Raw genomic sequence first — 23920 nt, 5'->3', positions numbered from 1 at the left:
AATTTCGAACCCTATTTCCATTTTAACTAATCCTGTTAGTCTATACAAAGACAATGCCGTTTGCAACAACTGGTATAATAAAAGAAATAAGCTCATAAAGCGGGTCTGACAACTTTTTTGATCCTCTATAAAGGAGAACACTATATCTATGGATTCCATACCACTTCCAGCGATTGAATTTAAGCACATCACCAAGTATTTTACCGGATCTGAGCGACAACGTGCTGTCCTGAACGGAATTACGGCAAAAGTCTCTCCTGGCAAAATCACCACGCTCGTCGGCCCGTCCGGGTCGGGCAAAAGCACTCTGCTTTCACTGTGCAACCTTTTACTGTCACCGGATGAAGGAGAAATCAGCGTATTTGGCAAACCTGTATCCGAGTGGGAAATCCCTGAACTGAGACGGAAAGTAGCATTGGTTTTTCAGGATGCTCCCATGCTTCAAGGAACCGTCCTGTACAATCTCCAAACTGCAGAACGGCTGCACGGTACGGTATTGCATGATCCGTCCGGTCTGTTGGAACGCGTAGGGCTCACCCGCGACCTGTTGGATCAGAAAGCGCAGGATCTGTCCGGTGGTCAAAGACAGCGCTTGGCCCTGGCCCGGACGCTCGCCAACCGCCCGGATATTTTACTGCTGGACGAGATTACCTCCGCACTGGACCCTGCCTCGGTTAAAGAGGTTGAGGATCTGCTGCTGCAAATGAACAAGGAAGAGGGAACGACCATGATCTGGATTACGCATCATATGGAACAAGCCCGCAGAGTGGGCAACGAAACATGGCTGATGATCGACGGGAAATTAGTGGAACAAGCGGATACTGAGACCTTTTTCCATGCGCCGCAGCATAGTGAAACCCGCAGGTTCATAGCAGGGGAATGGGTATGACGATTATTGCCTTGATTCTTTCCCTCGGTTTTGTATTTATTGCCATTGTCATGTCCAAATCCTTCAAGCTTGGCCTGGATCGGGATATTATCATCGCCACGATCAGAGCATCGGTCCAACTGCTGGCTATCGGTTATGTATTACATTTGATTTTCGGGATGCAGAGCTACGGATTTATCGTATTGTTCATTCTGCTCATGATCACCGTAGCCTCCCAAAATGTGGCACGCAAAGGACGATTTATTCCCGGTCTTATGTGGAAATCATTTCTAACACTGCTGTGTGTAGAAATCGTTACACAGGCATTCCTGATTAGCCTGCATATCATTCCGGCGACAGCCCGGTATATGATTACGATTAGCGGCATGATCATTGGCAGCTCCATGATTTTGTCCAGCCTGCTGGTGTCCCGGCTCAAGTCAGAGGTCCTGCTGCGCAAGCCTGAAATCATGCTCATCCTGGCACTAGGTGGCACACCGAGACAAGCCATTTTTCCCATACTCAAGGATTGCATACGTTCCAGTATGATTCCAACCATTGAGGGACAGAAAACGCTGGGGCTTGTCCAGCTACCCGGTATGATGACCGGGCAGATCATCGCAGGAGCCAATCCAATTGCCGCCGTCCGTTTGCAGCTGCTGATCGTATTTACCACCATGACCTCTGCGATTTTGACCAGCGTGCTGCTCAGCCTGTTTATTTATCCGGTATTATTTACCCGCCAGCAGCAGTTGCGCACAGAAGCATGGGAACGCTAATCCTTATCAGACTAGGGCACTTTTACAAAAGTCTATCTGCCAGATGATCGGTAGGTAGGCTTTTTGGTGTATATTCTGGTTCCTGCACGAAATAAGTATGCTGTGATTTATATCATCAGGCTTACAATATACATATATAGGTTAAATGCCTATTTTAAGAAGGAACACAGAAACAAGTCATCTAACAACACAAAAAGGAGCTAAAAGGATGAACCATCGTTTATTAATCAAAAACGGCTGTGTACTCACGCTCGATAAGACCCTGGGTGATTTTAAAAAAGCGGATATTCTTATCGAGGGAACCAAAATTGTCGCTGTTCAACCGGAGTTGGAAGCATCCGATTGTGAAGTTGTTGACGCTGCAAACATGATTGTGATGCCAGGATTCGTGGATACACATCGCCACACCTGGGAATCTGTCGTTCGTAATGTAGGTGCCGATTGGTCTCTCGAAAAGTACCTGGGGCGTATGTACTATGGGAATATTGGAGCTAAATTACGCCCGCAGGATGGATATGTAGCCAATCTGCTAGGTGCGCTGGAAGCGTTGGATGCAGGGGTTACCACACTACTGGATTGGTCGATGATTAACTCACCCGATCATACAGATGAGCTGATCCGGGGCTTGCAAGCATCGGGAACACGAGCGGTCTTTGCCCACGGAGCTCCTGGTGATGCCGAATATTGGTCCAGAGAAAGCCAGATACGACAATCCGATGACAGCAGACGGGTGAAAAAGCAGTACTTCTCATCAGATGACCAGTTGCTTACCATGGGGTTGGCCATAAGAGGACCAGAATTTAGCGCATGGGAAACAGCGGTCGATGAGATTCAATTCGCTCGGGAGCTCGATGTGCTGTGTACAATGCATTTGGGCTTCGGGACATGGGGTTCGGTGGATCGGTCGATTGAAAAATTGCATAAGGCCGGACTGCTCGGACCGGATCTTAACTTTGCCCATGCCAATACACTCAGCTATGAGGAGTATAAGCTAATCGCAGATTCGGGCGCCTCCATTTCCGTGACTCCGGAAATCGAAATGATGATGGGACATGGCTACCCGGCTACAGGGTTGTTTATGGAGAACGGAGGAAGACCTTCATTAGGAGTCGATGTCGTCGTGTCAACCGGTGGAGACATGTTTGCACAAATGAAGTTCGCCTTGCAGGCAGAACGTTCCAGAATCAATGAAAAAATGTTATCCAGAGGAGAAATGCCGATGGAATTCACTATTTCCGCACGGGACATTTTAGAATTTGCGACGATTGACGGTGCCCGGGCATTGGGACTGGATCATAAGATCGGTACGTTAACTCCGGGAAAAGAAGCCGATCTGATTATGATTCGAACCGACGATCTCAATATGTTTCCGGTAAATCATCCAATCGGTGCTGTTGTGCAATGTGCCAACACAAGCAACGTCGATTCGGTGTTTGTGGCTGGAAAAGCTGTCAAACGGCACGGAAAGATGCTGTATGCAGACATCCAACACCTGCGCACTTTAGCCAATGAGTCGAGAGATTATATTTTTTCTCAATACGGGATACCTGAAGAAGCATGGCCAATCTGATTTTTTGGTTTGGAGGTATGGCTACATGAAATCATTTCGCTTTTGGTTGGTCCTAATCTCAATTTTAGTAATTATTGTAAATGTTTTGGGCTACGATGACTATAATATACTATTGGCTATTATTAGCCCGCTGGTTTGGATTTACGAGTCATTTCAATTTGTGCGAAAAGCAGATATTCCAATAGCCGTTGTATACCTAACTACACTGGGTTTCTGGTATCTTATTGGATACGTTTTGGATCGTGTGATTAGAAAATTGAAATCTGTTGAAAAATGAGAACTGTTCTACTAACGGGCTCTGTTTTGAGGTGCAATACACATCGAATTGACATTGTGGGCACAATACGATGTAAATATAGAATAAACCGATCACTGTATCATACAGTTGTCGGTTTATTCTTAACCAGTATTTTTATTTTGCAATGTACTCTTACCACTTCCGTTATTTCCTGCGAATACAAACATAGTAGCAAACGGTTCACTCATGATGAATATCCTGTTCATTGATTCGTTCAACTTCACCATTACTGTACTCTTTAACAAACTGACCATCCGGCGTTTTATAGACGATATAGGTGCCATTTGCTTTAGCGTCCAGTTTAGCTCTATCTCCAGTTAGTTTGATTAACTTACCCAGGTCCTGTACACGATTCATTCAGTCATCACCATCCAATTCAAATCATATATCAAGAGTATATCATAAATCGAAAAGCGTTAGAGAGCTCATTCAAAAGCAACTCGACGCCAAGCAACACTATTCAAATTCTCCACCTCTCCGCCTATTTTCTTCTATAAGTCTCCCTAACCATTAAATATTATCCTCTAAACTATCGTCTACCTTCTTAGACTCGTACTCGACTGTTTTAAAGCGATAATCATCAGACAGTGAAAGCATTTTGTCGTAATCACGGCCTCATAGAAGCATTCATGTATTCTGAAATTTACTCAAGTTATTGCTTAGTAATGTTTACATATATAGTCTCATTTTTTGAGGTACTCTCTACAGTCGCACCTATCACCTCTGAAACAAATCTGAGCGGCACCATCACACGGTTTGGCGATACTGGCATAACAGGCGCACCAGGCATTATTTTTTCTTTATCATTTACATAAGCTACTCTACTTCCAATAGTCAGACGCACGATTTTACCATTTCGAGAACGGATTGTAACCTCCTGCTTCTCTCTACTCCAACTTACAGTTTCACCCAAATTCTCTGATACAAATCTAATAGGGACATACGTTGTACTGGTTGCTCGTTCGATATAAGGATTGGCATCAGATGTGACTTCAACATTGTTTACTTCAAGGACAAGATTGTACAAATATTGAGGGAGAGCAGCATTTGCCTGATCTACTGTTACAAAGAAAATCATAGTAAAGAGTATGGTATTAACTGCTTTTTTCAACATACTATATCATTCCTTATCTGGTATAAATAGATTAATTGAAACTCATTATGACTTAAAATCGAGATTCCGCATCAAGCTTCCTCCGCACAATTTATTACATTTTCTGACTTTCGAATGTATTTTTATTTCATATAAGGCATTTTATAGATATTATGATATAATCAGCTCCGTTACTCGTTAGGGGGATTAGTTTTGCATAAGGAGGACTGGAAGATGCGGTTGTACTGGTTAATGAGTTCGTCTAAAAGCATAGATTGCTCAAGTACAGAGGTATGTTCAATACCGTACTGGTTATGCAGATCATAAAGCTGTTGTCTGGCATTTTCTAATTGTTGATGTAACGTTTCGTACGTCTTCATTTAAATTCCCTCCTAATGAATCTCATTTTAGGATGGAATGGGTAAATATGAATTATCCATTTTTTCATTCAAAAAACGGCAATTTGAAACAAAAAGACCAGCACCTGAAGCTGGTCCGTTTAAAAAGTTGAAACTTGATTCAGGCTCCACCAATGTGTCCTTGAATTTGGATTCCACCATGGCTTGGGTATCCAGCTTGAATTGGTAGTGCGAATACCAGTAAAAAGCTAGTTACTGCCAAGAAGAAAGCCATCCTTTTGATCATTTCTTTCCCACACCTCCTGAGACATTTTTTCGTACTGAGCCAGTGTTCCAGGAGCGACATACGCTCTGAAACGATCAAATAAACCTGAGCAATTGGAAATAAGTAGTACATGGTTAATTGTAACAGCTTTTTCATAAGCGATTATTAAACATTTAAAACCATAAGGATATCTTCCTTTATTTAGGCTGTACTTAGCAAGCTTATACCAAAACCGAACATACTCTTCTGGTAAAACCTGCTGGGTAAACATATCTTCAGATGTGGGTTCTTGATAAGCTGCAATTTGAGGCTCAAAGCGCTGAAGGATATGATCCACATTGATATTGTAACGATTGGCTGCTTCTATTACGTTCAAAAGTTCGGCAAAAATGTGTTGTTCACCGGCCATATATTCTACGTAATCTGGCAGCACACTAACATCTCCAGACATGAGCTTGTTCACGTATGTATTAATCTTTGCCCAGCGTTGAAAGAGACCAATCCAATGAAGTGTATCCGGGTCTTGCTCCCTCACCCAGCTTAAATCAGTATAAGCACGGATATGTTCTAAGCCTTGTGCATAATTGCCTTTTGCATCACATGCATTTGCACACATCAGATCAGAATAGGCTATATATACAAAAAGTGGTCTACTTAGTTGCTTTAGTGGCTGTTGTTTTTTGTGTTTGGAGCTATGAGCCAGAGCATATTGTATTTGCCCTAACCGCCTCATTTCCTTAGCAAACTTGTATACCTTGTCCCACTGGCTCAATGCTCTGTACACATTCGCTAAATCTTTTAAGGCATCGAGTTGATCGATTTCGCCCAGACGATTGACAAAAGGCTCAAATTTATTTGCTGCTTCGAGATTAATCGCTTGATCCTTCCCAATCGTAAGCTTAAACAGGCGATACTGACACACCGCAAGTCGCTCAGAATGCTGATGTTTTTCACTCTCAGCAACATTTTTATAAAGGAACGCCGCTGCTGCATTGTGTCCGTCTTTGAAAATATCCTCGGCTACTTCAAAGAGCAACGGAGGATAGATAGGATTATCCAGCAGCAAAAAGACAACTCGCTGCAAGCAATCGAGCCGATCCAGTTCCACGCAGCGGTACAAAAAAGGGCTAATTCTTCGCCAGTTCAGCGGTTCTTCCTCAATACATTCTTTAACATAGCGATCATAAAAATGATCGGGTCGCAGTTCCATCGCTGAAGTAATACGATTCAGTTGGTTAACAGAGATGGATCGATTGCCTGTTACAATACCACTCACGGTACCCGGGTTTAATCCTGCGATATGTCCAAACTCGGTCTTGCTCATGTCTTTTCGCTTTAGATACTTTTCTAATTCTGCTCTGATCGTAGGTGTGATTTCCATGAAATAAACCACCCTTTCAATGTGGACTCTGGGGTCTAAGCCTAGTAAACAGAAGTTATGTAGTTCAAAAAATCATAATATTATGAAATGTTTTCCTGTTTACAATAGTACCATCTTTTGGAACAACAATGAATACTACTATTTTATTACTTATCAGCTTTTTAATAGGAGGTAGATTATGAAAAACACAGGTATGACGCGCTCGTTGGATACTTTGAATCGAATCGTTGTTCCCAAGGAAATACGGGTGACTATGAATATTGAATTTGGGGATTCGGTAGAATTTTTTGTGGATGAGGAAACAGGCTTTATGGCTTTAAAGAAGTATACAGGTGTCACCTGTAAGCTGTGTGGCACAGTTGAACACCTGACATATTACAGAGCTTCATTTTTATGCGTAGACTGCACCCAGAAATTAAAGGGGAATATCGATTGTTGCCCCATACCAGCTCCTTCTGTTCAAGAACATACACTTCCAAAAAGAACGAATCAATCGGCAGAAAAATTGCTCGGACGCCTTAGAGAGCTTATGCAGGAGCATCCCGATGCCAGACAATACGACTATGCAAAATGGCTTGGGGTCTCACAAGGGCGTGTATCTCAGCTTAAAAAGCTACTGTAAAACGCAGCATAGCTTCCTGTAAAATCCTATTCATTTAAATCCAAGGCCATCATTATAATATATTTTTATTTTAACGTTAATACCTACTGAATACCTTTGTTTACATATGTAATATCGCCTTCTCATCCTGTAAACTAAGTTCCACCAAGCGATAACCGCTGGATCATAGAGAGGATGAGGTATTCATGGATTTGGAAAGTAAAGTTTTTGCCACACAAGATGGTCTGGACGGACGTGTAAATGCAGTCCTGGATCAAACCCTTGCCGAGAAGCGCCTAATCGGCGCAGTGGTCATGATATATATGGATGGTTCACCCGTGTATGTCCGTGCGGCGGGGCTGGCTGATCGAGAAGAACATCGTCTTATGCATGAGAATGCTTTATTTCGGCTCTCTTCTGTGTCCAAGCCGATTGTATCTACTGCGGCCTTGGTTTTGGCCGCCCAAGGGTTGATTGAACTCGATGAATCTATAGAACGCTGGTTACCGGACTTTCGCCCCCGATTGATCAGCGGCGAGCAGCCATCCATTACAATACGCCAATTACTCACACATACTGCCGGGTTGACCTATGGCTTTTTAGAGGAGGAAGGGGGCGGGCCCTATCATCGTGCAGGCGTATCGGATGGCATGGATTTTTCAAATCTTACGCTGGAAGAGAACTTGCAACGTTTGGCCTCCGTGCCTCTGTTGTATACACCAGGTAAAGCATGGGGCTATTCGATTGCCACTGATGTACTCGGCGCTATCATTAGCCGTGTATGTGGCACAACCCTTGATGCAGCCGTCAAAAAGCTCGTTACAGAACCTCTGGGTATGCACGATACCAGTTTCTCGGTCGCTGATGCCGGACGGCTTGCCGCTCCTTATGTTAACGATACACCAGAACCCCGGCGAATGCGTGAGCTTGAGGTTGCACAGGTTTTTGAAGGCACAGCGGGGATTCGTTTTCAGCCTGCACGAGCCTTTGATCCCACGGCCTTTCATTCTGGTGGCTCAGGTATGATTGGCACCGCAAAAGACTTCATGCGACTGCTGGAAACACTGCGAAACGGCGGCAATCCTTTACTTCCAGAGGAGTGGGTTCGTGAAATGGGCACCATCCAGACCGGAAACCTCCCCTTGGCAAGCTGGCCAGGGCGGGGCTTTGGACTGGGATTCACCGTACTCCACAATCCCGACGAAAGTGGAACAGCAGAATCCCCCGGAACGTGGCGCCTCGGAGGAGCTTACGGTCATTCGTGGTTCGTTGATCCCGCGCAAAGACTCAGTGTAGTCGCTTTTACCAATACAGCATATGAAGGTATGTCGGGTCCGTTTACAACCGAGCTTTGCCAAGCCATTTACGGCAGCTCAAATAGGGTCTGATAAAACGGGAGTTATATGTTTGTGCTCTACAGGCGAGGACAGGACGATTAACGTGGTAGAGTGACCGTGCTTTCCGCACTCATCCCCGAATTGCTCCAGCTTAAGCATGGATTCGCTCATAACCTTAAGTAGATAATTTTGCTCGCCGCTGATTCGATGGCACTCAATGACTTCAGGTGCAGATTGGCAAAACTCAACAAATGAATTGCATTGATTCGTGTGCACGAGCACATGAGCCATAATCGGCTTTCCGACTTTCTCATGTGAAACCATGGCACGATACCCGGTGATGATCCCTTTATCCTCCATGCGCCGTACTCTTTCCGTTACGGCAGGCTGGGAAAGTCCAACCTCCTTACCCAGCTCGGTCATGGAGATACGCGCCTGGTTTTGTAGACACAACAAAATTTTATGGTCCACTTGGTCCATCAAATTCATCTCCTTAAATCCAAGGTGATATTGCATAAACACAATTATTATTATATAGATTCCGGATATTGGCTTACAATTTCATGATTTAATGAAATATTAGCATTTAAAATCAAGGACGTAAAGCAGGAAGACATAGAGAGGGAATGAAACTAATGAAATATAGAAAGCCCCTGCTTTTCATTGCGCTTGGCCTATTCGGCGTGTACACGATTGAGTTCGGTGTGGTTGGCATTTTGCCGGTCATCATTGAACGTTTTCATATTACGACAGCTCAGGCCGGGTTTCTTGTCAGTTCATTTGCATTGATCATCGCGCTGTTCGGTCCCTTCATGGTGTTATTGATGTCCAGGTTTAACCGCAAGCGAATCATGACAATGTCGTTGTTTGTTTTTGCCGTAACAAGCTTGCTGTCAGCCTATACATCCAACTTTTATCTGCTGGTAATTTTACGTATCATTCCGGCTCTGTTTCACCCGGTGTATTTCTCGCTGGCCTTTGTCGCCGCCACTGCGTTGTATCCCCCGGAAAAAGCAACACAAGCTTCCGCCAAAGCCTTTCTCGGCACGAGCATGGGAATGGTACTCGGTATTCCGATTACGGCCTATATCGCCAATCAATTTTCATACGAGGCCTCCTTCTGGTTTACTGCGGTAGCGAATGGGATTGCAGGGATCGGTATTTTATTCATGCTGCCGGATACACCACAAGCCGAAATGTTCTCCTACCGGAAGCAGCTTGGCATTTTGCGTAAAATACCGCTGTGGCTCAATATCGGGGCGGCTACTTTTATTTTTGCAGCCATGTTCTCGGTGTATAGCTATTCTGCCGAATACTTGGGGCAAAACACAGGTATGAGCAGAGATGTCATCAGCTTTCTACTTATTATTTTCGGTATCGGCGGAATGCTCGGCAATCTATTGGCTGGCAAGCTCATGGGCCTGCATAAGGTTCGCACCGCTCTTTTTCATCCAGTAGTCTTGGGGGGCACCTATTTGCTGTTGTACGGGATCAGTTCTTCATTTATCCCTACGCTCTTCATCATTATCGTGTGGGGGGCCGTTCATACCAGTGGGCTGATTGTCGCCCAGATTTGGGTGATTGATGAGGCCAAAGAAGCTCCCGCGTTTGCCAACAGTCTTTATATCTCGTTTATTAACCTAGGAGTTTCACTGGGCTCGCTGGCAGGGGGGTGGTTTATTGCCAGAGCGGGGATACAGGGGACGCTGTGGAGCGGCTTGTTTTTCGCCATGCTAGCGCTGGTATGCATCGGGTCTAAAGTGATTTATCCACGTATTTTTCGAAAATATAAAAATTTAGAAGTGCAGAACTAAAGAGTTGCAAGGGTTTAGGCAATGTTGTTCGGGGCTATCCAGTGACAAGACTGCGGATGGAGTAACGGAAGAACCAAACCTGTTATCATAAAAAAACCGGTCAACACTTTGTATGGTGTTGAACCGGTTTTTGTTTAAAGATTTATTCCTGCCCGTCGGATCAGATCAGAATGAAACATACACTTCTGTGCGCTTTAGATCAGCGTATAGCCACCATCCGGGAACAGCACGCTTCCAGTGGTGAACTTGTTCGTCATCAGGTACAACACGGTGTGTGCGATTTCCTCGTTATAGCCCACTCGACGGAGCAAGGTGACTTCCTTGTATTCCTCAAAAGCCTGCGCCCGCTGCTCGCCCTCGGGGCCGTCTCGCCAAATGGTGCCGGGAGATACGACATTGACCCGTATGGGAGCCAGCTCTACCGCCAACGCCTTGCCCAAGCTTTCGATGGCGCCGTTGGCCGCTCCATATGTAGCACCAAAGCCCATTGGCCGCTGGCTGAAAGCCCCGGACATGAGGACGATCGAGCCGTCCCTGGAAATATGCGGCACCGCATGCTTGGCAGCAAAATATTGCGGCCAGAATTTCCCCTCAAACGGAGTTTTCGCCTTTTCCGTATCTATGGTGATCGGACCACGTGTATAGCTCGCGCCCGGTGTGAACAAATGATCGAATGCTCCGACCTTTTCAAAAAACGCCTGCACTTCCTCCTCCTTCTGATTGTTCAGTTGGAAGGCTTCCACCGATTCGGCAGGGATGAGTTTCTTCGCCTGCTCCATTTTGTCCGCAGAACGCCCGGCGATCACGATACTCGCTCCCTGTTTTGCTGCTTCTATGGCTGTTGCCAGCCCTATACCTGAACTGCCGCCAATCACGACGACACGTTGAGATTGTAAATTCATATTAACCTCAGCTCCTTTATGAGGATTATATCATAACTATTTTATGAATATACATATCTTTATTCAGACGGGCTTTCCTGCATCGCGCTTTTGCGGTAGGAGGTCGGCGACTGACCCGACCAACGCTTGAATTGTCTGCTAAAATGCGCAATATCTCCGTAGCCTAGCATGTCAGCAATTTGCTGTACTGACCATTGCGGATCAGCCAACAGCAGCTTGGCTTCATGCAGGACAAGCCCGGACAGATATACACGGGGGGATACGCCGAAAACACTCCTAAATACACGGTTACAATGGGACACACTAATGCCCAGCTCCGATGAAATCCCCTCGATCCCGTCCTGTTTTTCCACTGAGCCGACTTGTCCAAAAGGCTGATTCACCCTGCCCTGAAGACGACTGGCAATCTGATGGGCAAGCTCTGTCTGCACGTATCCGCGTCCTGGCAGATGTGCCGCTTCGCTCGATACCGCTTCCCACAACGTGGCAAACAGCTCAAATACAGCCGACTGAATCCGCATACGCTTGGCCACCGAATCACCGCCTGCTCCCATGCCTTCTAGCGCAGAAAGATCGAGCAGCTTGCTCAGTGCCGGTCCCATTTGCCCCGCTACCGTGCCTTCGGCCGGGAACAGCACTTGCTCCAAACGGCTCAGCAGCGAAAGAAACAGCTTATCATCAATATCAAAATGCATGCAAAAATACGTAAAGCCCTCTCCACTGCTATGGCTGGAGTGGACGATTCCCGGCCGCAGCAGCACCAAATCACCCTCACGCTGCGTATAGCTACGACCATCCACGACCATGATCTGTTCTCCCGTAAGCACGACGTTAATTTCATACTGAGGATGCTCATGTGGCGGATAGCTCCAGTCTCTTCCGACACTTCGCGTATGGATGGCAAACAGATTGACCGTAGTCCGCACATCGGGAAAAAAGAATTCTTCCCCGGCAGCCGTAAGGTCTGGGTGATCTGGGCGCTTTGGTAAACGTGGTGATGACATATTTTCCCTCCTGACTGCATAGTAATTACCCCCAGTATATCGTGTTTGGCGCGATTTGGATAAATAGTTGAGCGATTTGACAATGGCTCTCTTACAAATGACATGCTAGGCTCTATGTGTGTTTAATGAAAGTCAAACTTCATTCTGAAAGGGGTTTCATTATATGACGAAAAACATATTTTATAACACACAACATGCACCTATAGGTGCCTTCTCCAGCTTTACGCTCGGGTTTAAGGGAAATCGCGGCGGACTCGGTCTGGAGCTGGGGAAGCCTGCGGATGAAAATGTATACATCGGGCTGCAATCCAGAGACGGCAGCGTATACGAGGCTCTTCCTTTTTTCGCATCTGCACAGGACGAAAGCACTCGCTATGATGTGGAGAAAAAGGATAAAAAAATAGAGCCGCTACTCGTTGCCTTTGCCGATCAGGACATTACCCGCGAGTTAAAAGCGGGAACGGATACATGGCAGGCTGGCGATCTGACGTTCCGGCTGTACTCTCCGGTTCGCTCGGTGCCCGAGCCGGGAACTGCGGATGAAAGCGAGCTGCGGGCAGCGCTGGTTCCGGCGGTATTTGCCGAGCTAACGGTCGATAACACGCAAGGGACTGCTGCACGGAGAGCTTTTTTCGGCTATCAAGGCAGTGATCCCTACAGCGGCATACGCATTGTAGGAGAGGACCCGCGCAGGGACGCTACCGATTCCACCCGCTCGGAGAGACTCACAGGCATCGGCCAAGGGCGCAGCACAGCCATTATGACCAACAGCAGCGAGGCGATACCTGCCAGTGGATTTGCACTGGAGAAGCTGCTCGGAGAGCCTATGGCCGAGAATTTATCCTTTGGCCTGGGCGTGACGGGTGCACTCCTCATGGATGTTCCAGCAGGCGAAAAGCGTACGTATTCCTTCGCTATATGCTTCTATCGTGGTGGCATCGTGACGACAGGCATCGAAGCGGCGTATTACTACACCCGGCTATTCAAGGATATTGAAGACGTGGGGAGCTATGCCTTGGAGCATTTTGCAGACCTGACCGCAGCCTGTATCCAGGCTAATCGCTGGATGGAATCGGCAAGCTTGAGCCCGGATCAGGAATTCATGCTCGCCCAGGCCATTCACAGCTACTACGGCAGCACCCAGTTGCTTAGTCAGCAAGCAGACGGAGAACCGATCTGGATTGTGAACGAAGGCGAGTATCGGATGATGAATACGCTCGATCTGACGGCGGATCAGCTCTATTATGAATTGATTTTGAACCCGTGGACGGTACGCAACGAGTTGGAGTGGTTCGTCCAAAGGTACAGCTACCGGGATGAGGTACGCTTTCCGGGAGAAAATCAAACCCATCCGGGCGGTATCACGTTTACGCACGATATGGGCGTGGCGAATGTGTTCTCCCGGCAGGGGTACTCCTGTTATGAGCTGGCAGGGATTGACGGCTGCTTCTCTTATATGAGCCACGAAGAGCTGGTGAACTGGCTATGCTGCGCCACGGTGTATATCGAGCAGACACAGGATCGGTCATTTACAACACGTATGCTGCCTACCTTGCGTGAGTGCTTCGATAGCATGCTGCAGCGGGATCATCCAGACCCGGCACAACGTAACGGCTTAATGGGACTAGACAGCTCCAGAACCCTAGGAGGTGCGGAAATTACGACCTACGATAGTCTGGACGTATCCCTGGGCCAGTCCCGCAACAACATTTATTTGGGCAGCAAATGCTGGGCGGTATATATTGCGCTGGAAAAGGTGTTTGCCTCCGAAGGGCTCGACTCGCTTGCACGGGAAGCTGGCTTACAGGCAGACAAATGTGCAGCAGCGATCACAGCACACATGACAGACAAGGGCTATATTCCGGCCGTCATTCAGGAAGGCAATGATTCACAGATTATCCCTGCGATTGAGGGGCTGATCTTCCCTTACTTTACAGGCTGTGAGGACGCGCTTAAGCCTGATGGACGGTTCGGCGGATATATCCAGGCACTGCGACGCCATTTGGAAACCGTACTGGTGCCAGGGGTTTGCCTGTTCGAAGACGGGGGCTGGAAGCTGTCCTCGACCAGTAACAACTCCTGGCTGAGTAAAATCTACCTGTCGCAGTTTATCGCCCGTGAGCTGCTGGAGCTGCCTTGGGAAGAAGCTGGGCATGCCGCAGATGCCGCCCATGTTTCATGGCTCCTTCACCCCGAGGAATCCTACTGGTGCTGGAGCGACCAAATGCTCTCAGGTATTGCCCACGGCAGCAAATATTACCCCCGCGGAGTTACCGCTATTTTATGGCTGTATGAAGGCAAGGGCAATCGTCTCGTTCTTCCCCGGCATATGAGTCAGGATCAAGAGCAGCATGTCTAAGACTAACCTTCACCTGCCCCAAAGGAGGCCCCGAATATGAGCAAGCGTATGGATATGCAAAAAGAGAGCGGCTATGACGCTTGGCTGCATTATCGCCGCAATCGTAAGGTGAAGAATTTGCCAGCTTGGTGCAAAGTCATCGTGGTTCAAGAGGCAGATGAAGTACTTCACACGGCTGCGAGTGAGCTTCAGCACGGATTGAGCTCCATGTTCGGACAGCAGCCGCGGATCAGTGCCGTTCCTGTGAGTGCGCCATTCATCGCTTTGGGTACATTCCAGGAGCATGCATGGGTCGCAGAACGATTTAGCCCAGAAGAACAGGCAGAAGTGAGCACAGAAGGCTACCGAATTCGCGGGATGGGGACTCCCAACCCGGCACATTCAACTTCGCATGACAACAAAGATATCAAGGGGACGCATGTCACGGTGGCCGGGCAGACCAGCAAAGGCGTATTATATGGGGTTTTTCATCTGCTGCGCTACCTGCAAGGTGGACTGGATGGCAAGCTGGATCCTACCAGCGAAGAATCGTTGCAGGCACCCATTCTGGATGTGCTGTCCAATCCGGCTAATTCCATCCGCATGATTAACCACTGGGATAACATGGACGGCAGTGTAGAGCGCGGGTATGCGGGGGCGTCCATTTTCTATGACAATCATGCCTTTACTACAAATATGGATCGCCTTCGAGACTATGCTCGTCTGCTTGCCTCTGTTGGCATTCAGGCGCTATCCATTAACAATGTGAATGTCCATCACGTAGAAACCGAGCTGATTACAGCTACATTTCTACCGGATGTGGCCAGAGTGGCCGCGGTGTTTCGCGCCTATGGCATCCAAATCTACCTGAGTATTAACTATGCCAGCCCTATTCAGCTCGGCGGATTAACCACAGCCGATCCGCTGGACCCCGGTGTAGCGGAATGGTGGCAGGCCAAGGCCCGGGAGGTTTACGCTGCCGTCCCCGATCTGGGCGGCTTCGTGGTCAAGGCCGATTCCGAGAATCGGCCCGGGCCGTTCAGCTATGGACGTCATCACGCCGATGGAGCCAATATGCTGGCAGATGCATTGCGGCCCTATGGCGGGCGTGTGATTTGGCGCTGCTTTGTCTACGACTGCAAGCAGGATTGGCGCGACCGCAAGACGGATCGTGCTCGCGCGGCCTTTGACCATTTTAAGCCACTGGATGGGCTGTTTCGGGATAATGTCATTTTACAGATTAAAAATGGCCCCATGGATTTTCAGGTGCGTGAGCCTGTCTCTCCCCTGTTTGGTGCGCTGAAAGCTACCCAGGTACTGCTGGAATTCCAGATTGCACAAGAGTACACGGGACAGCAACGACATCTTTGTTACCTTGTTCCGCAATGGAAGGAGGTACTGGATTTTGACACCTATGCACAGGGAAAAGGCTCCACCATCAAGCGTATTGTAAGCGGCGCTCTGCATAGCAAGAGCGATTCTGTCTCCAGCCGCAGGAAGGCTATTGTCCATGTCGGCAGCGGAAGCTTCCAAGAGGAACAAACGAGCCCTTCTCCCAAACGCGGCAACTATGGGATCGCCGCTGTATCCAATATTGGAGCCGACGCTAATTGGACCGGACATTTGCTCGCCCAATCCAATCTTTACGGCTACGGACGGTTGGCATGGGACCCGGAGCTGTCCGCAGATGAAATCGCAAATGAATGGGTTCGGCTGACGTTTAGCGGGCAAGGGACTGAGGATGCCAGTGCAGATTTGATTCCTGCCATTAAGCAAATGCTGCTCGATTCGTGGAATATCTACGAATCCTACACCGCTCCTCTCGGGGTCGGCTGGATGGTCAGTCCCGGCCACCATTACGGGCCAGATGTAGACGGCTATGAATATTCAATGTGGGGCACCTATCATTTTGCTGATTGCCGGGGGATCGGGGTAGATCGCACGACCGCAACCGGAACGGGCTATGCAGGACAATATTTTTCCCCTCATGCCGATATTTACGAATCTACTGACACCTGCCCGGATGAACTGCTATTATTTTTTCACCATGTTCCTTATACGCACACGCTCCACTCCGGCCAAACGGTCATTCAGCATATCTATGATACCCATTTTGAAGGTGCTGAACGTGCGGCCCAGCTTAAAGATACTTGGATCAGCCTGCGGGAGCAACTGAATGAAGGGATATATGAACAGGTGCTGGAGCGGCTGGAGCATCAGGCTGAGCACGCCAAGGAATGGCGGGATCGGATCAATACGTATTTTTACCGCAAAAGTGGCATTGCCGACCAAAAGAATCGCCCTATCTATTAAGGAAATAGGCTGGAATTTACTATCCGCACATCCCTAAAAGGCATGCGTCTGCTTCAGACCTATGCCTTTTTTTTGCTTGTACTCGAATGGAAGCACAAGAATGTCACTGCAAAATGGTCATATTTCTCCACCCCGAGTGTGCAATAAATTCTTCTTTTTGTGCAACCGCTTGCTTTATACTATTTTTGTAGACGTTTACAAAATGTTGTCGAAATAGACTATGCTTTGGGGAGGATGATCGGTTTGACCTTGTATCGAAGTCTATGGAACAAAGGGTGCCTGATTCTGCTAAGCCTTGTGCTGTCTCTAACCGCCTTCATTGGCTCACCCTCCAATACGGCGAGCGCCGCAGTTGCTGATGATTTTCAGGCTTCCGTTATGGGACCGCTGGCAAAAATCAATGACTGGGGCGCATTCAAAAAGCAACTGCAAACGCTGAAAAGCAACGGCGTGTATGCCATCACCACCGACGTCTGGTGGGGCTATGTGGAAAGCGCAGGAGATAACCAGTTCGATTGGAGCTATTACAAGACGTATGCCAACGCTGTGAAAGAGGTAGGCCTAAAATGGGTTCCTATTATCTCTACGCATAAGTGTGGGGGAAATGTCGGGGATGACTGCAACATCCCGCTGCCAAGCTGGCTGTCGAGCAAAGGCAGTGCAGATGAAATGCAGTTCAAGGATGAAAGCGGCTATGTCAATAACGAAGCCCTTTCGCCGCTATGGAGCGGGGCTGGCAAGCAATATGATGAACTGTATGCCTCGTTCGCTGAACATTTTGCCGGATACAAAAGCATGATCCCCAAAATCTATTTAAGCGGCGGCCCTTCCGGCGAATTGCGATACCCATCATACTATCCGGCGGCAGGATGGAGCTACCCGGCACGGGGCAAGTTCCAAGCCTATACTGAAACAGCCAAAAATGCGTTCCGCACGGCCATGAATGAAAAGTATGGATCATTGGACAAGATTAATGCGGCCTGGGGAACGAAGCTAAGCAGCCTTAGTCAAATCAACCCGCCGACTGACGGGGACGGATTTTACACGAACGGCGGGTATAATTCTACCTATGGGAAGGATTTTCTGTCGTGGTACCAAAGCGTGCTCGAAAACCATCTGGGCGCCATCGGAGCAGCTGCCCACAAGAACTTCGATTCCGTGTTCGGCGTCCGCATCGGAGCCAAGATTTCCGGCCTGCACTGGCAGATGAACAACCCTGCCATGCCTCACAGCACAGAGCATGCTGGCGGATATTATGATTACAATCGCCTCATTCAGAAATTCAAGGATGCCGATCTGGATTTGACCTTTACTGCACTGGAGATGAATGACAGTGGCACTGCACCGAATTATTCCCTGCCGTCCACACTGGTAGATACCATCTCCTCGATCGCGAATGCGAAGGGCGTTCGCCTGAATGGTGAAAATGCACTCCCAACAGGCGGCAGCGGATTCCAGAAGATTGAAGAAAAAATCACGAAATTCGGTTATCACGGCTTTACGCTATTGCGCATCAACAATCTCGTCAACAGCGACGGCTCGCCAACCGGTGAAATGAATGGATTCAAACAGTACATTATCAGCAAGGCCAAGCCTGACGATAACAGCGGTGGTACAGGCAACAAGGTAACCATATACTACAAAAAAGGCTTCAACTCGCCTTACATTCACTACCGACCGGCTGGCGGAAACTGGACGGCTGTGCCTGGCGTGAAAATGCAAGATGCCGAGATTAGCGGTTATGCCAAAATTACCGTCGATATCGGCTCTGCTTCCCAATTGGAAGCCGCCTTTAATGACGGCAACAACAACTGGGACAGCAACAACACTAAAAACTACTTCTTCAACACAGGCACTTCTACTTACACGCCAGGCAACAGCGGCAATGCGGGAACCATCACATCTGGCGCTCCATCGGGTACCAATCCCGGAGATGGTGGCGGTACAACCAACAAGGTAACTGTATACTACAAAAAAGGCTTCAACACACCTTACATTCACTACCGCCCGGCTGGGGGAAACTGGACTGCCGTGCCCGGTGTGAAAATGCAGGAGGCCGAGGTTAGCGGCTATGCTAAAATTACCGTCGATATCGGTTCTGCTTCCCAATTGGAAGCCGCCTTTAATGACGGCAATAACAACTGGGACAGCAACAACACCAAAAACTACTTCTTTAGCACAGGTACTTCTACCTACACACCCGGCTCTAACGGAGCCGCAGGAACTGTCCAAACGGGGTCGCCTTCGGGCGGCTCTACTCCCACTGAACCGAGTAATCCCTCCAATCCATCTCCCCTTGGCACCGACTGGAGCAAACAGAGCATTTACTTTATCATGACAGACCGATTCAGCAACGGGGATACATCAAACGATAATTACGGTGGCTTCAATTCCAACAACAGCGACATGCGCAAGTGGCATGGCGGCGATTTTCAAGGCATAATCAATCAGCTCGACTACATTCAGAATATGGGCTTTACCGCCATCTGGATTACTCCGGTTACGATGCAAAAGAGCGAATTCGCCTACCACGGCTATCATACGTATGATTTTTATGCAGTAGATGGGCATCTCGGAACCATGGACAAGTTCAAAGAGTTGGTCCGTAAAGCGCACGACAAAAAAATCGCCGTTATGCTGGACGTAGTTGTCAATCACACAGGCGATTTTCAACCAGCAAACGGCTTCGCTAAGGCCCCTTTTGACAAAGCAGACTGGTATCATCACAATGGCGACATCACAGGGGCAGACTACAGCTCCAACAACCAATGGAAAATCGAAAACGGTGATGTGGCCGGACTGGATGACCTGAATCAGGACAACCCCGATACCGCCAATGAGCTTAAAAACTGGATCAAATGGCTTCTGAACGAGACAGGTGTCGACGGACTGCGGGTGGACACTGCCAAGCATGTACCCAAAGGCTTCCTGAAGGATTTTGACCAAGCGGCCAATACCTTTACCATCGGTGAAATTTACAGCGGCGATCCCGCTTATGTAGGCGATTACACCCGATATCTCGATGCCGCACTGGATTTTCCCATGTATTATACGATCAAGGATGTTTTCGGGCGCGATCAGTCCATGACCAAAATCAAGGAACGCTACTCGGATGATCGTTACTATCGTGATGCCCAGACGAACGGCGTATTTATCGACAATCATGATGTGAAACGCTTCCTTAACGAGGCCTCCGGCAAGCCTGGTGCCAGCTCTGACAAATGGCCACAGCTCAAAGCCGCCTTGGGCTTTACTTTGACGTCGCGCGGGATTCCAATCATCTATCAAGGCACCGAGCAGGGCTTTAGCGGCGGAGATGATCCCGCCAACCGTGAAAACGTCGTGTTTAACGCCAATCATGAGCTGTACCAGTACATTGCCAAACTAAACCGTGTGCGCAACAGCCACCCTGCCCTGCAAAACGGCAGCCAAAAGGAAAAATGGGCAGACGACTCCTTTTACAGCTTCCAGCGCTCTAAAAATGGCGACGAGGCTATCGTACTTATCAACAACTCGTGGAGTAGCCAAACCCGCACGATTGGCAACTTTGACAATCTGTCCAACGGCACCCGTCTGACCAATCAGCTAAGCAACGACTCCATTCAGATCAACAACGGTTCGATCACCGTGACGCTCGCTCCGAAGGAGATTAAAGTTTTCACCAAGTAATAACCGCATTCAGTTACATTGATTATTCAAATGTGCTAAAATGAGCTATAGAAGGCTATACTAAAAAAGAGTAAGGATGCTGCTAACATCCCTACTCTTGGCAACAGCCGCTTTGAAGAGCGGTCGGCTGTTCAAAGGCGATCTACAGAAATAGACCGTTTTCCCCTTGAGCAGGGCGGTCTATTTCTTTTTGTTTTGGTTTAACGCAATAACAATCGTAACGATTAATCCGATCAACGCTACTAATAGCGTGCCGAACATCATCATTAATGTCAGAGCATCTTTAACCTCCACAGGCATCACCTCCCTTCCGGGAGACTTAGCCGACCGCCCACCTAAGCCATTCTGTTGTTACTGGAATTATAGCACGTAAATCCGTCGTTCTGCGACAACATTTTACAGTTCAATTCAACCAACCTCATACGGACACTCATCGTCCTTCTACTTACATATTCTATTTATTTCTCTATTTCGAAATAGCCTCTCAACATCTCGAACACTAATCCATACGAGTATCGATTGCAAGATTGCTTACATTTTAATGTCTGTCCTCTAAAACAAAACAGGCACCTGCAACGAAGCGTATACTTCGTCAGGTGCCTGTTTATATATAAACAACGTGGGATTACTTAGGCCTCAGTAGCCACGTTGATATTGTTCAGGTATGGAAGGCTTCTCGCCGCGCAGCGTGACCGCTGCATGCGTGCCCCAGTAAGGATTGCGCAGCAATCCGCGTCCTATAGCGACCAGATCGGCATCCTCGTTGCCGATAACAGACTGCGCCAAGGCCGGGTCATCCAGTGCGCCGACAGCGATCACGGGAACGTTCAACGCCTCGCGAATTTGGCGCGCGAACGGCACTTGGTAGCCCGGATAGTTGCCCGGCTTTCTTGCTCCGGCCGGGCCTTCCCCGCCCGAGCTGACATGAACGACATCTACGCCGGCAGCTTGATAAGCACGGCTCAGCTCAATGGCATGATCCACATCGTATCCGCCGTCCACGTACTCCACCGCGCTGATGCGGAAGATCAACGGCATGCCTGCAGGCATTTCCTTGCGTACAGCCTGAATGACTTCAACACCGAAACGGGATAAATCCTGTCCATATACGTCATCCCGCTTGTTCGTGAGCGGCGAATGGAATTGGTGAATCAAATAACCGTGCGCACCATGAAGCTCAATCGTGTCCACGCCCGCTTGAACCGCACGGCGGGCGGCATCTGCGAATTTTTGCACCATGCCCTGTACTTCTTCCGTGGTGAGTGCGCGTGGCTGTTTATAACCCGCATCCGGGTAGACAATGGCAGAAGGAGCCACTGGCACTGCCGCATCCTCAGCTTTACGGCCCGCGTGAGCAATTTGGATGCCTACCTTGGCCCCGTGCGCGTGCACGCCGTCCACGATCTTTTTAAAAGCAGGAATATGTTCATCTGACCAGAGTCCCAAATCATAGTCCGTGATTCGTCCATCTGGCTCTACGTCCGTCATTTCTATAATAATTAGACCCGTGCCTCCAATAGCCCGGCTCAAGTAGTGAACATGATGCCAATCATTCGGAATCCCGTCCTTGGCCGTCACCGAGTATTGGCACATTGGGGCCATGACTACACGATTTTTTAATTCCAAATCCTTGAGTTTATACGGTGTAAACAACGAATTCGTCAAAATGTTCATCCTCTCTTTTCTAATCTGTACTACCAAAATCGGCACAGCCCAAACGGAACAAAGAGATTCCCCAACCGGAGTATCCCTCGTATTTGCACCGTACAGTCATTATGTATATTGTATGTCGTAGATATATTGCACACAATCTATTATCCATAATCCAATAACTTTTTGCAAGTAAATATTTAAATATTATTAGATATTTTTTTGTCAACACTCCTTCAAAAGCCTCTCCATAGCACAAAAAGACGTCCTTGCGGACGTCTCTGTAAAATCAGCCTTATTGTGACGAGCCTAATTGTACCCAGGCCTTTTCAATCTCTGCAACCGCCTGATCCTTGTTCATGTTGCCGCTGATATAAGCCTGCATCAGCTCGCCAAACTTTTGGTGGAACGTATCCAGCGAGTAGTTGACAGACAGATCACCAGACTTCGATGTTTTCAAAATACTTTCCATTTCCTTAGGCATCTCCAGATCAGGAAGCGGCGCATCCTTAATTGGAGGAATCACTTTCGCTACTTGGGAGAACCAGTTCTTACCGTATTCTGAGGTGTATAGCCAGTTGAAAAATTCAATCGTTTCCTTGGCTACCTCGGAATCCTTGTTAATACGCAGCGCCTGATCCGCCCCGGTAATGATGACCGATTGCTCGGCTTTGTCACTTACCGGATATCCCATGATGCCAATCTTGAGATCAGGATTAATCTTCTTGATTGCTTCCTCATCCCACGCGCCTTTACCTGTCATAAACGCAGCTTTGCCAGATGCAAAATCACTCACTTCCGCATTGCTGTCCCGTTCCAGCGGCTTATCTGTGCCATGCTTCACCGTCAAATCAATGAAGCTGAAGAAGTTGTTGTACAGCACCGGGTAGTCCTTGATTTTGGCTTTGCCTGCGATAAAATCAGTAACGAGCTGCTTCGGCTCCACACCTGCGTCCTGCGCGGCGGCATCTACATAGTGCTGGAAGATGTGCTTCCATACCCACCACTCTTTATATGCGTTGGCAAATGGAGTAATGCCTTTTGCCTCAAGCTTGGTGACTGCATCCTGCATCTCCGCAATCGTCTTGGGCGGGGAGGTTACTCCGGCCTTGGCAAGCAAATCCTTGTTGTAAATCAGCGCAAACAAGTTTCCCTTCACGGGCAATCCCAGCACTTTACCGTCGCTGGAGCTCATATTCGCCCGAACAGCATCCGTCATGGCTGCCGCCAGCGGTTCATTGGTCAGATCGGCGCTATAATCAGCATACGTATCAATATCGCCTCCTGCCGTCGTTTGGAATACATCCGGTGTACTGCCTGAGGCAATTTTCGACTTGAGAATCGTGTTATAGTCTGCCTGCATGATTTCCAGATTGATCTTTACGTTAGGTTTGACCTTCTTATACTCCTCAATATACGCGTTAAAAGCATCCGTATACTCCGGTGAGGCTGTGAACATATTGATTGTAACCGGTTTCAATTCTTCGTTGCCGCCAGCCTTCTCTTTCGCCGCGTCTGAGTCACCGCTGCTTCCGCACCCGCTCAACAAACCGACCGTCAATAGCAAACTGCCGGACAACGCCATCATCTTCTTTAACATGGATACTCCCCCATTTGTTTGTGATCAACGTCCATGCGCTCATTCTAAAAAATATGGTCCGATTTAAAAAGGCAGATAA

The 23920-nt window shown here is 48.1% G+C and carries 20 protein-coding genes; 10 read left to right on the top strand and 10 right to left on the bottom strand.

Features of this window, described 5'->3' with window-relative positions:
- Positions 1-148 precede the first annotated feature (148 nt).
- From B4V02_RS00725 to B4V02_RS00710, 4 genes are all read left to right on the top strand, one after another.
- Positions 149-889 (top strand): ABC transporter ATP-binding protein, encoded by a 741-nt coding sequence (locus tag B4V02_RS00725; RefSeq protein WP_094153407.1) that lies wholly within the window; start codon positions 149-151, stop codon positions 887-889.
- A complete protein-coding gene (locus B4V02_RS00720) occupies positions 886-1647 on the top strand; it encodes an ABC transporter permease (RefSeq protein WP_007432992.1) in 762 nt (253 codons plus the stop codon). Before B4V02_RS00725 ends, B4V02_RS00720 begins: the two co-directional genes overlap by 4 nt.
- A gap of 208 nt (positions 1648-1855) precedes the next feature.
- Positions 1856-3217, top strand: a complete 1362-nt coding sequence (locus tag B4V02_RS00715) for an amidohydrolase family protein (protein WP_094153406.1) — start codon at positions 1856-1858, stop codon at positions 3215-3217.
- A 25-nt stretch (positions 3218-3242) separates the two neighbouring features.
- Positions 3243-3494, top strand: a complete 252-nt coding sequence (locus B4V02_RS00710) for a hypothetical protein (RefSeq protein ID WP_094153405.1) — start codon at positions 3243-3245, stop codon at positions 3492-3494.
- A 201-nt stretch (positions 3495-3695) separates the two neighbouring features.
- Here the strand turns inward: B4V02_RS00710 and B4V02_RS26030 are convergent, their stop codons facing one another.
- The 4 genes from B4V02_RS26030 to B4V02_RS00695 all read right to left on the bottom strand — a co-directional run bounded on the left by B4V02_RS26030 (position 3696) and on the right by B4V02_RS00695 (position 6613).
- Positions 3696-3872 carry a hypothetical protein gene (locus B4V02_RS26030; RefSeq protein WP_167383732.1) on the bottom strand — a complete coding sequence of 59 codons (177 nt, stop codon included), beginning with the start codon at positions 3870-3872 and terminating at the stop codon, positions 3696-3698.
- A 295-nt stretch (positions 3873-4167) separates the two neighbouring features.
- Positions 4168-4629: a copper amine oxidase N-terminal domain-containing protein gene (locus B4V02_RS00705; RefSeq protein WP_094153404.1), complete on the bottom strand. Its 462-nt coding sequence runs from the start codon at positions 4627-4629 to the stop codon at positions 4168-4170.
- A 170-nt stretch (positions 4630-4799) separates the two neighbouring features.
- Entirely contained in the window at positions 4800-4988 is a 189-nt protein-coding gene (locus tag B4V02_RS00700) for an aspartyl-phosphate phosphatase Spo0E family protein (protein WP_094153403.1), read from the bottom strand.
- Between the two features lie 227 nt (positions 4989-5215).
- Positions 5216-6613: a helix-turn-helix domain-containing protein gene (locus B4V02_RS00695; RefSeq protein ID WP_094153402.1), complete on the bottom strand. Its 1398-nt coding sequence runs from the start codon at positions 6611-6613 to the stop codon at positions 5216-5218.
- A 178-nt stretch (positions 6614-6791) separates the two neighbouring features.
- On the opposite strand from B4V02_RS00695, the gene B4V02_RS00690 reads away from it, so the two are divergent.
- Both B4V02_RS00690 and B4V02_RS00685 read left to right on the top strand, forming a co-directional pair.
- Positions 6792-7235, top strand: coding sequence for an AbrB/MazE/SpoVT family DNA-binding domain-containing protein (locus B4V02_RS00690; RefSeq protein ID WP_094153401.1), 444 nt, complete (start codon positions 6792-6794; stop codon positions 7233-7235).
- 185 nt (positions 7236-7420) lie between these two features.
- Complete coding sequence (locus tag B4V02_RS00685) at positions 7421-8602, top strand: serine hydrolase domain-containing protein (protein ID WP_094153400.1); 1182 nt, start codon at positions 7421-7423, stop codon at positions 8600-8602.
- Here the strand turns inward: B4V02_RS00685 and B4V02_RS00680 are convergent.
- A complete protein-coding gene (locus tag B4V02_RS00680; RefSeq protein ID WP_094153399.1) occupies positions 8588-9031 on the bottom strand; it encodes an Lrp/AsnC family transcriptional regulator in 444 nt (147 codons plus the stop codon). The two genes, B4V02_RS00685 and B4V02_RS00680, sit on opposite strands and share 15 nt — an antisense overlap.
- Before the next feature lie 155 nt (positions 9032-9186).
- On the opposite strand from B4V02_RS00680, the gene B4V02_RS00675 reads away from it, so the two are divergent.
- On the top strand, positions 9187-10365 hold the full coding sequence (locus tag B4V02_RS00675; RefSeq protein WP_094153398.1) for an MFS transporter: 1179 nt from the start codon (positions 9187-9189) through the stop codon (positions 10363-10365).
- 194 nt (positions 10366-10559) lie between these two features.
- Here B4V02_RS00675 and B4V02_RS00670 read toward each other — a convergent pair whose 3' ends face one another.
- Both B4V02_RS00670 and B4V02_RS00665 read right to left on the bottom strand, forming a co-directional pair.
- Positions 10560-11267, bottom strand: coding sequence for an SDR family oxidoreductase (locus B4V02_RS00670; RefSeq protein WP_094153397.1), 708 nt, complete (start codon positions 11265-11267; stop codon positions 10560-10562).
- 59 nt (positions 11268-11326) lie between these two features.
- Positions 11327-12271, bottom strand: coding sequence for a helix-turn-helix domain-containing protein (locus B4V02_RS00665; protein ID WP_094153396.1), 945 nt, complete (start codon positions 12269-12271; stop codon positions 11327-11329).
- 163 nt (positions 12272-12434) lie between these two features.
- On the opposite strand from B4V02_RS00665, the gene B4V02_RS00660 reads away from it, so the two are divergent.
- From B4V02_RS00660 to B4V02_RS00650, 3 genes are all read left to right on the top strand, one after another.
- Positions 12435-14630 (top strand): glycoside hydrolase family 52 protein, encoded by a 2196-nt coding sequence (locus B4V02_RS00660; protein WP_094153395.1) that lies wholly within the window; start codon positions 12435-12437, stop codon positions 14628-14630.
- A gap of 36 nt (positions 14631-14666) precedes the next feature.
- Positions 14667-16922, top strand: a complete 2256-nt coding sequence (locus B4V02_RS00655; protein WP_094153394.1) for an alpha-glucuronidase family glycosyl hydrolase — start codon at positions 14667-14669, stop codon at positions 16920-16922.
- A 243-nt stretch (positions 16923-17165) separates the two neighbouring features.
- A complete protein-coding gene (locus B4V02_RS00650; protein ID WP_208618698.1) occupies positions 17166-20591 on the top strand; it encodes a family 14 glycosylhydrolase in 3426 nt (1141 codons plus the stop codon).
- 180 nt (positions 20592-20771) lie between these two features.
- On the opposite strand, the gene B4V02_RS26380 is transcribed toward B4V02_RS00650, so the two are convergent.
- From B4V02_RS26380 to B4V02_RS00640, 3 genes are all read right to left on the bottom strand, one after another.
- The gene (locus B4V02_RS26380; protein ID WP_010347020.1) at positions 20772-20885 is read right to left on the bottom strand and encodes a putative holin-like toxin; all 114 of its coding nucleotides are present in this window, start codon (positions 20883-20885) and stop codon (positions 20772-20774) included.
- Between the two features lie 342 nt (positions 20886-21227).
- Positions 21228-22256, bottom strand: a complete 1029-nt coding sequence (locus B4V02_RS00645; RefSeq protein ID WP_208618697.1) for an NADH:flavin oxidoreductase/NADH oxidase — start codon at positions 22254-22256, stop codon at positions 21228-21230.
- A gap of 280 nt (positions 22257-22536) precedes the next feature.
- Positions 22537-23841, bottom strand: coding sequence for an ABC transporter substrate-binding protein (locus tag B4V02_RS00640; RefSeq protein WP_094153391.1), 1305 nt, complete (start codon positions 23839-23841; stop codon positions 22537-22539).
- Between the last annotated feature and the right edge of the window lie 79 nt (positions 23842-23920).

This window comes from Paenibacillus kribbensis (genome assembly GCF_002240415.1).
GTDB lineage: Bacteria > Bacillota > Bacilli > Paenibacillales > Paenibacillaceae > Paenibacillus > Paenibacillus kribbensis.
Note: the sequence above shows the minus strand (reverse complement) of the source record. Positions and strands in the feature narration are given on the sequence as shown.

Coding starts and splice junctions, on each gene's coding strand:
- B4V02_RS00675 (WP_094153398.1), top strand. CDS start 9,187: ATGAAATATAGAAAGCCCCTGCTTTTCATTGCGCTTGGCCTATTCGGC.
- B4V02_RS00660 (WP_094153395.1), top strand. CDS start 12,435: ATGACGAAAAACATATTTTATAACACACAACATGCACCTATAGGTGCC.
- B4V02_RS00680 (WP_094153399.1), bottom strand. CDS start 9,031: ATGGACCAAGTGGACCATAAAATTTTGTTGTGTCTACAAAACCAGGCG.
- B4V02_RS00665 (WP_094153396.1), bottom strand. CDS start 12,271: ATGTCATCACCACGTTTACCAAAGCGCCCAGATCACCCAGACCTTACG.
- B4V02_RS00640 (WP_094153391.1), bottom strand. CDS start 23,841: ATGTTAAAGAAGATGATGGCGTTGTCCGGCAGTTTGCTATTGACGGTC.
- B4V02_RS00690 (WP_094153401.1), top strand. CDS start 6,792: ATGAAAAACACAGGTATGACGCGCTCGTTGGATACTTTGAATCGAATC.
- B4V02_RS00710 (WP_094153405.1), top strand. CDS start 3,243: ATGAAATCATTTCGCTTTTGGTTGGTCCTAATCTCAATTTTAGTAATT.
- B4V02_RS00655 (WP_094153394.1), top strand. CDS start 14,667: ATGAGCAAGCGTATGGATATGCAAAAAGAGAGCGGCTATGACGCTTGG.
- B4V02_RS00685 (WP_094153400.1), top strand. CDS start 7,421: ATGGATTTGGAAAGTAAAGTTTTTGCCACACAAGATGGTCTGGACGGA.
- B4V02_RS00670 (WP_094153397.1), bottom strand. CDS start 11,267: ATGAATTTACAATCTCAACGTGTCGTCGTGATTGGCGGCAGTTCAGGT.
- B4V02_RS00705 (WP_094153404.1), bottom strand. CDS start 4,629: ATGTTGAAAAAAGCAGTTAATACCATACTCTTTACTATGATTTTCTTT.
- B4V02_RS00715 (WP_094153406.1), top strand. CDS start 1,856: ATGAACCATCGTTTATTAATCAAAAACGGCTGTGTACTCACGCTCGAT.
- B4V02_RS00720 (WP_007432992.1), top strand. CDS start 886: ATGACGATTATTGCCTTGATTCTTTCCCTCGGTTTTGTATTTATTGCC.
- B4V02_RS00700 (WP_094153403.1), bottom strand. CDS start 4,988: ATGAAGACGTACGAAACGTTACATCAACAATTAGAAAATGCCAGACAA.
- B4V02_RS00725 (WP_094153407.1), top strand. CDS start 149: ATGGATTCCATACCACTTCCAGCGATTGAATTTAAGCACATCACCAAG.
- B4V02_RS00695 (WP_094153402.1), bottom strand. CDS start 6,613: ATGGAAATCACACCTACGATCAGAGCAGAATTAGAAAAGTATCTAAAG.
- B4V02_RS26030 (WP_167383732.1), bottom strand. CDS start 3,872: ATGAATCGTGTACAGGACCTGGGTAAGTTAATCAAACTAACTGGAGAT.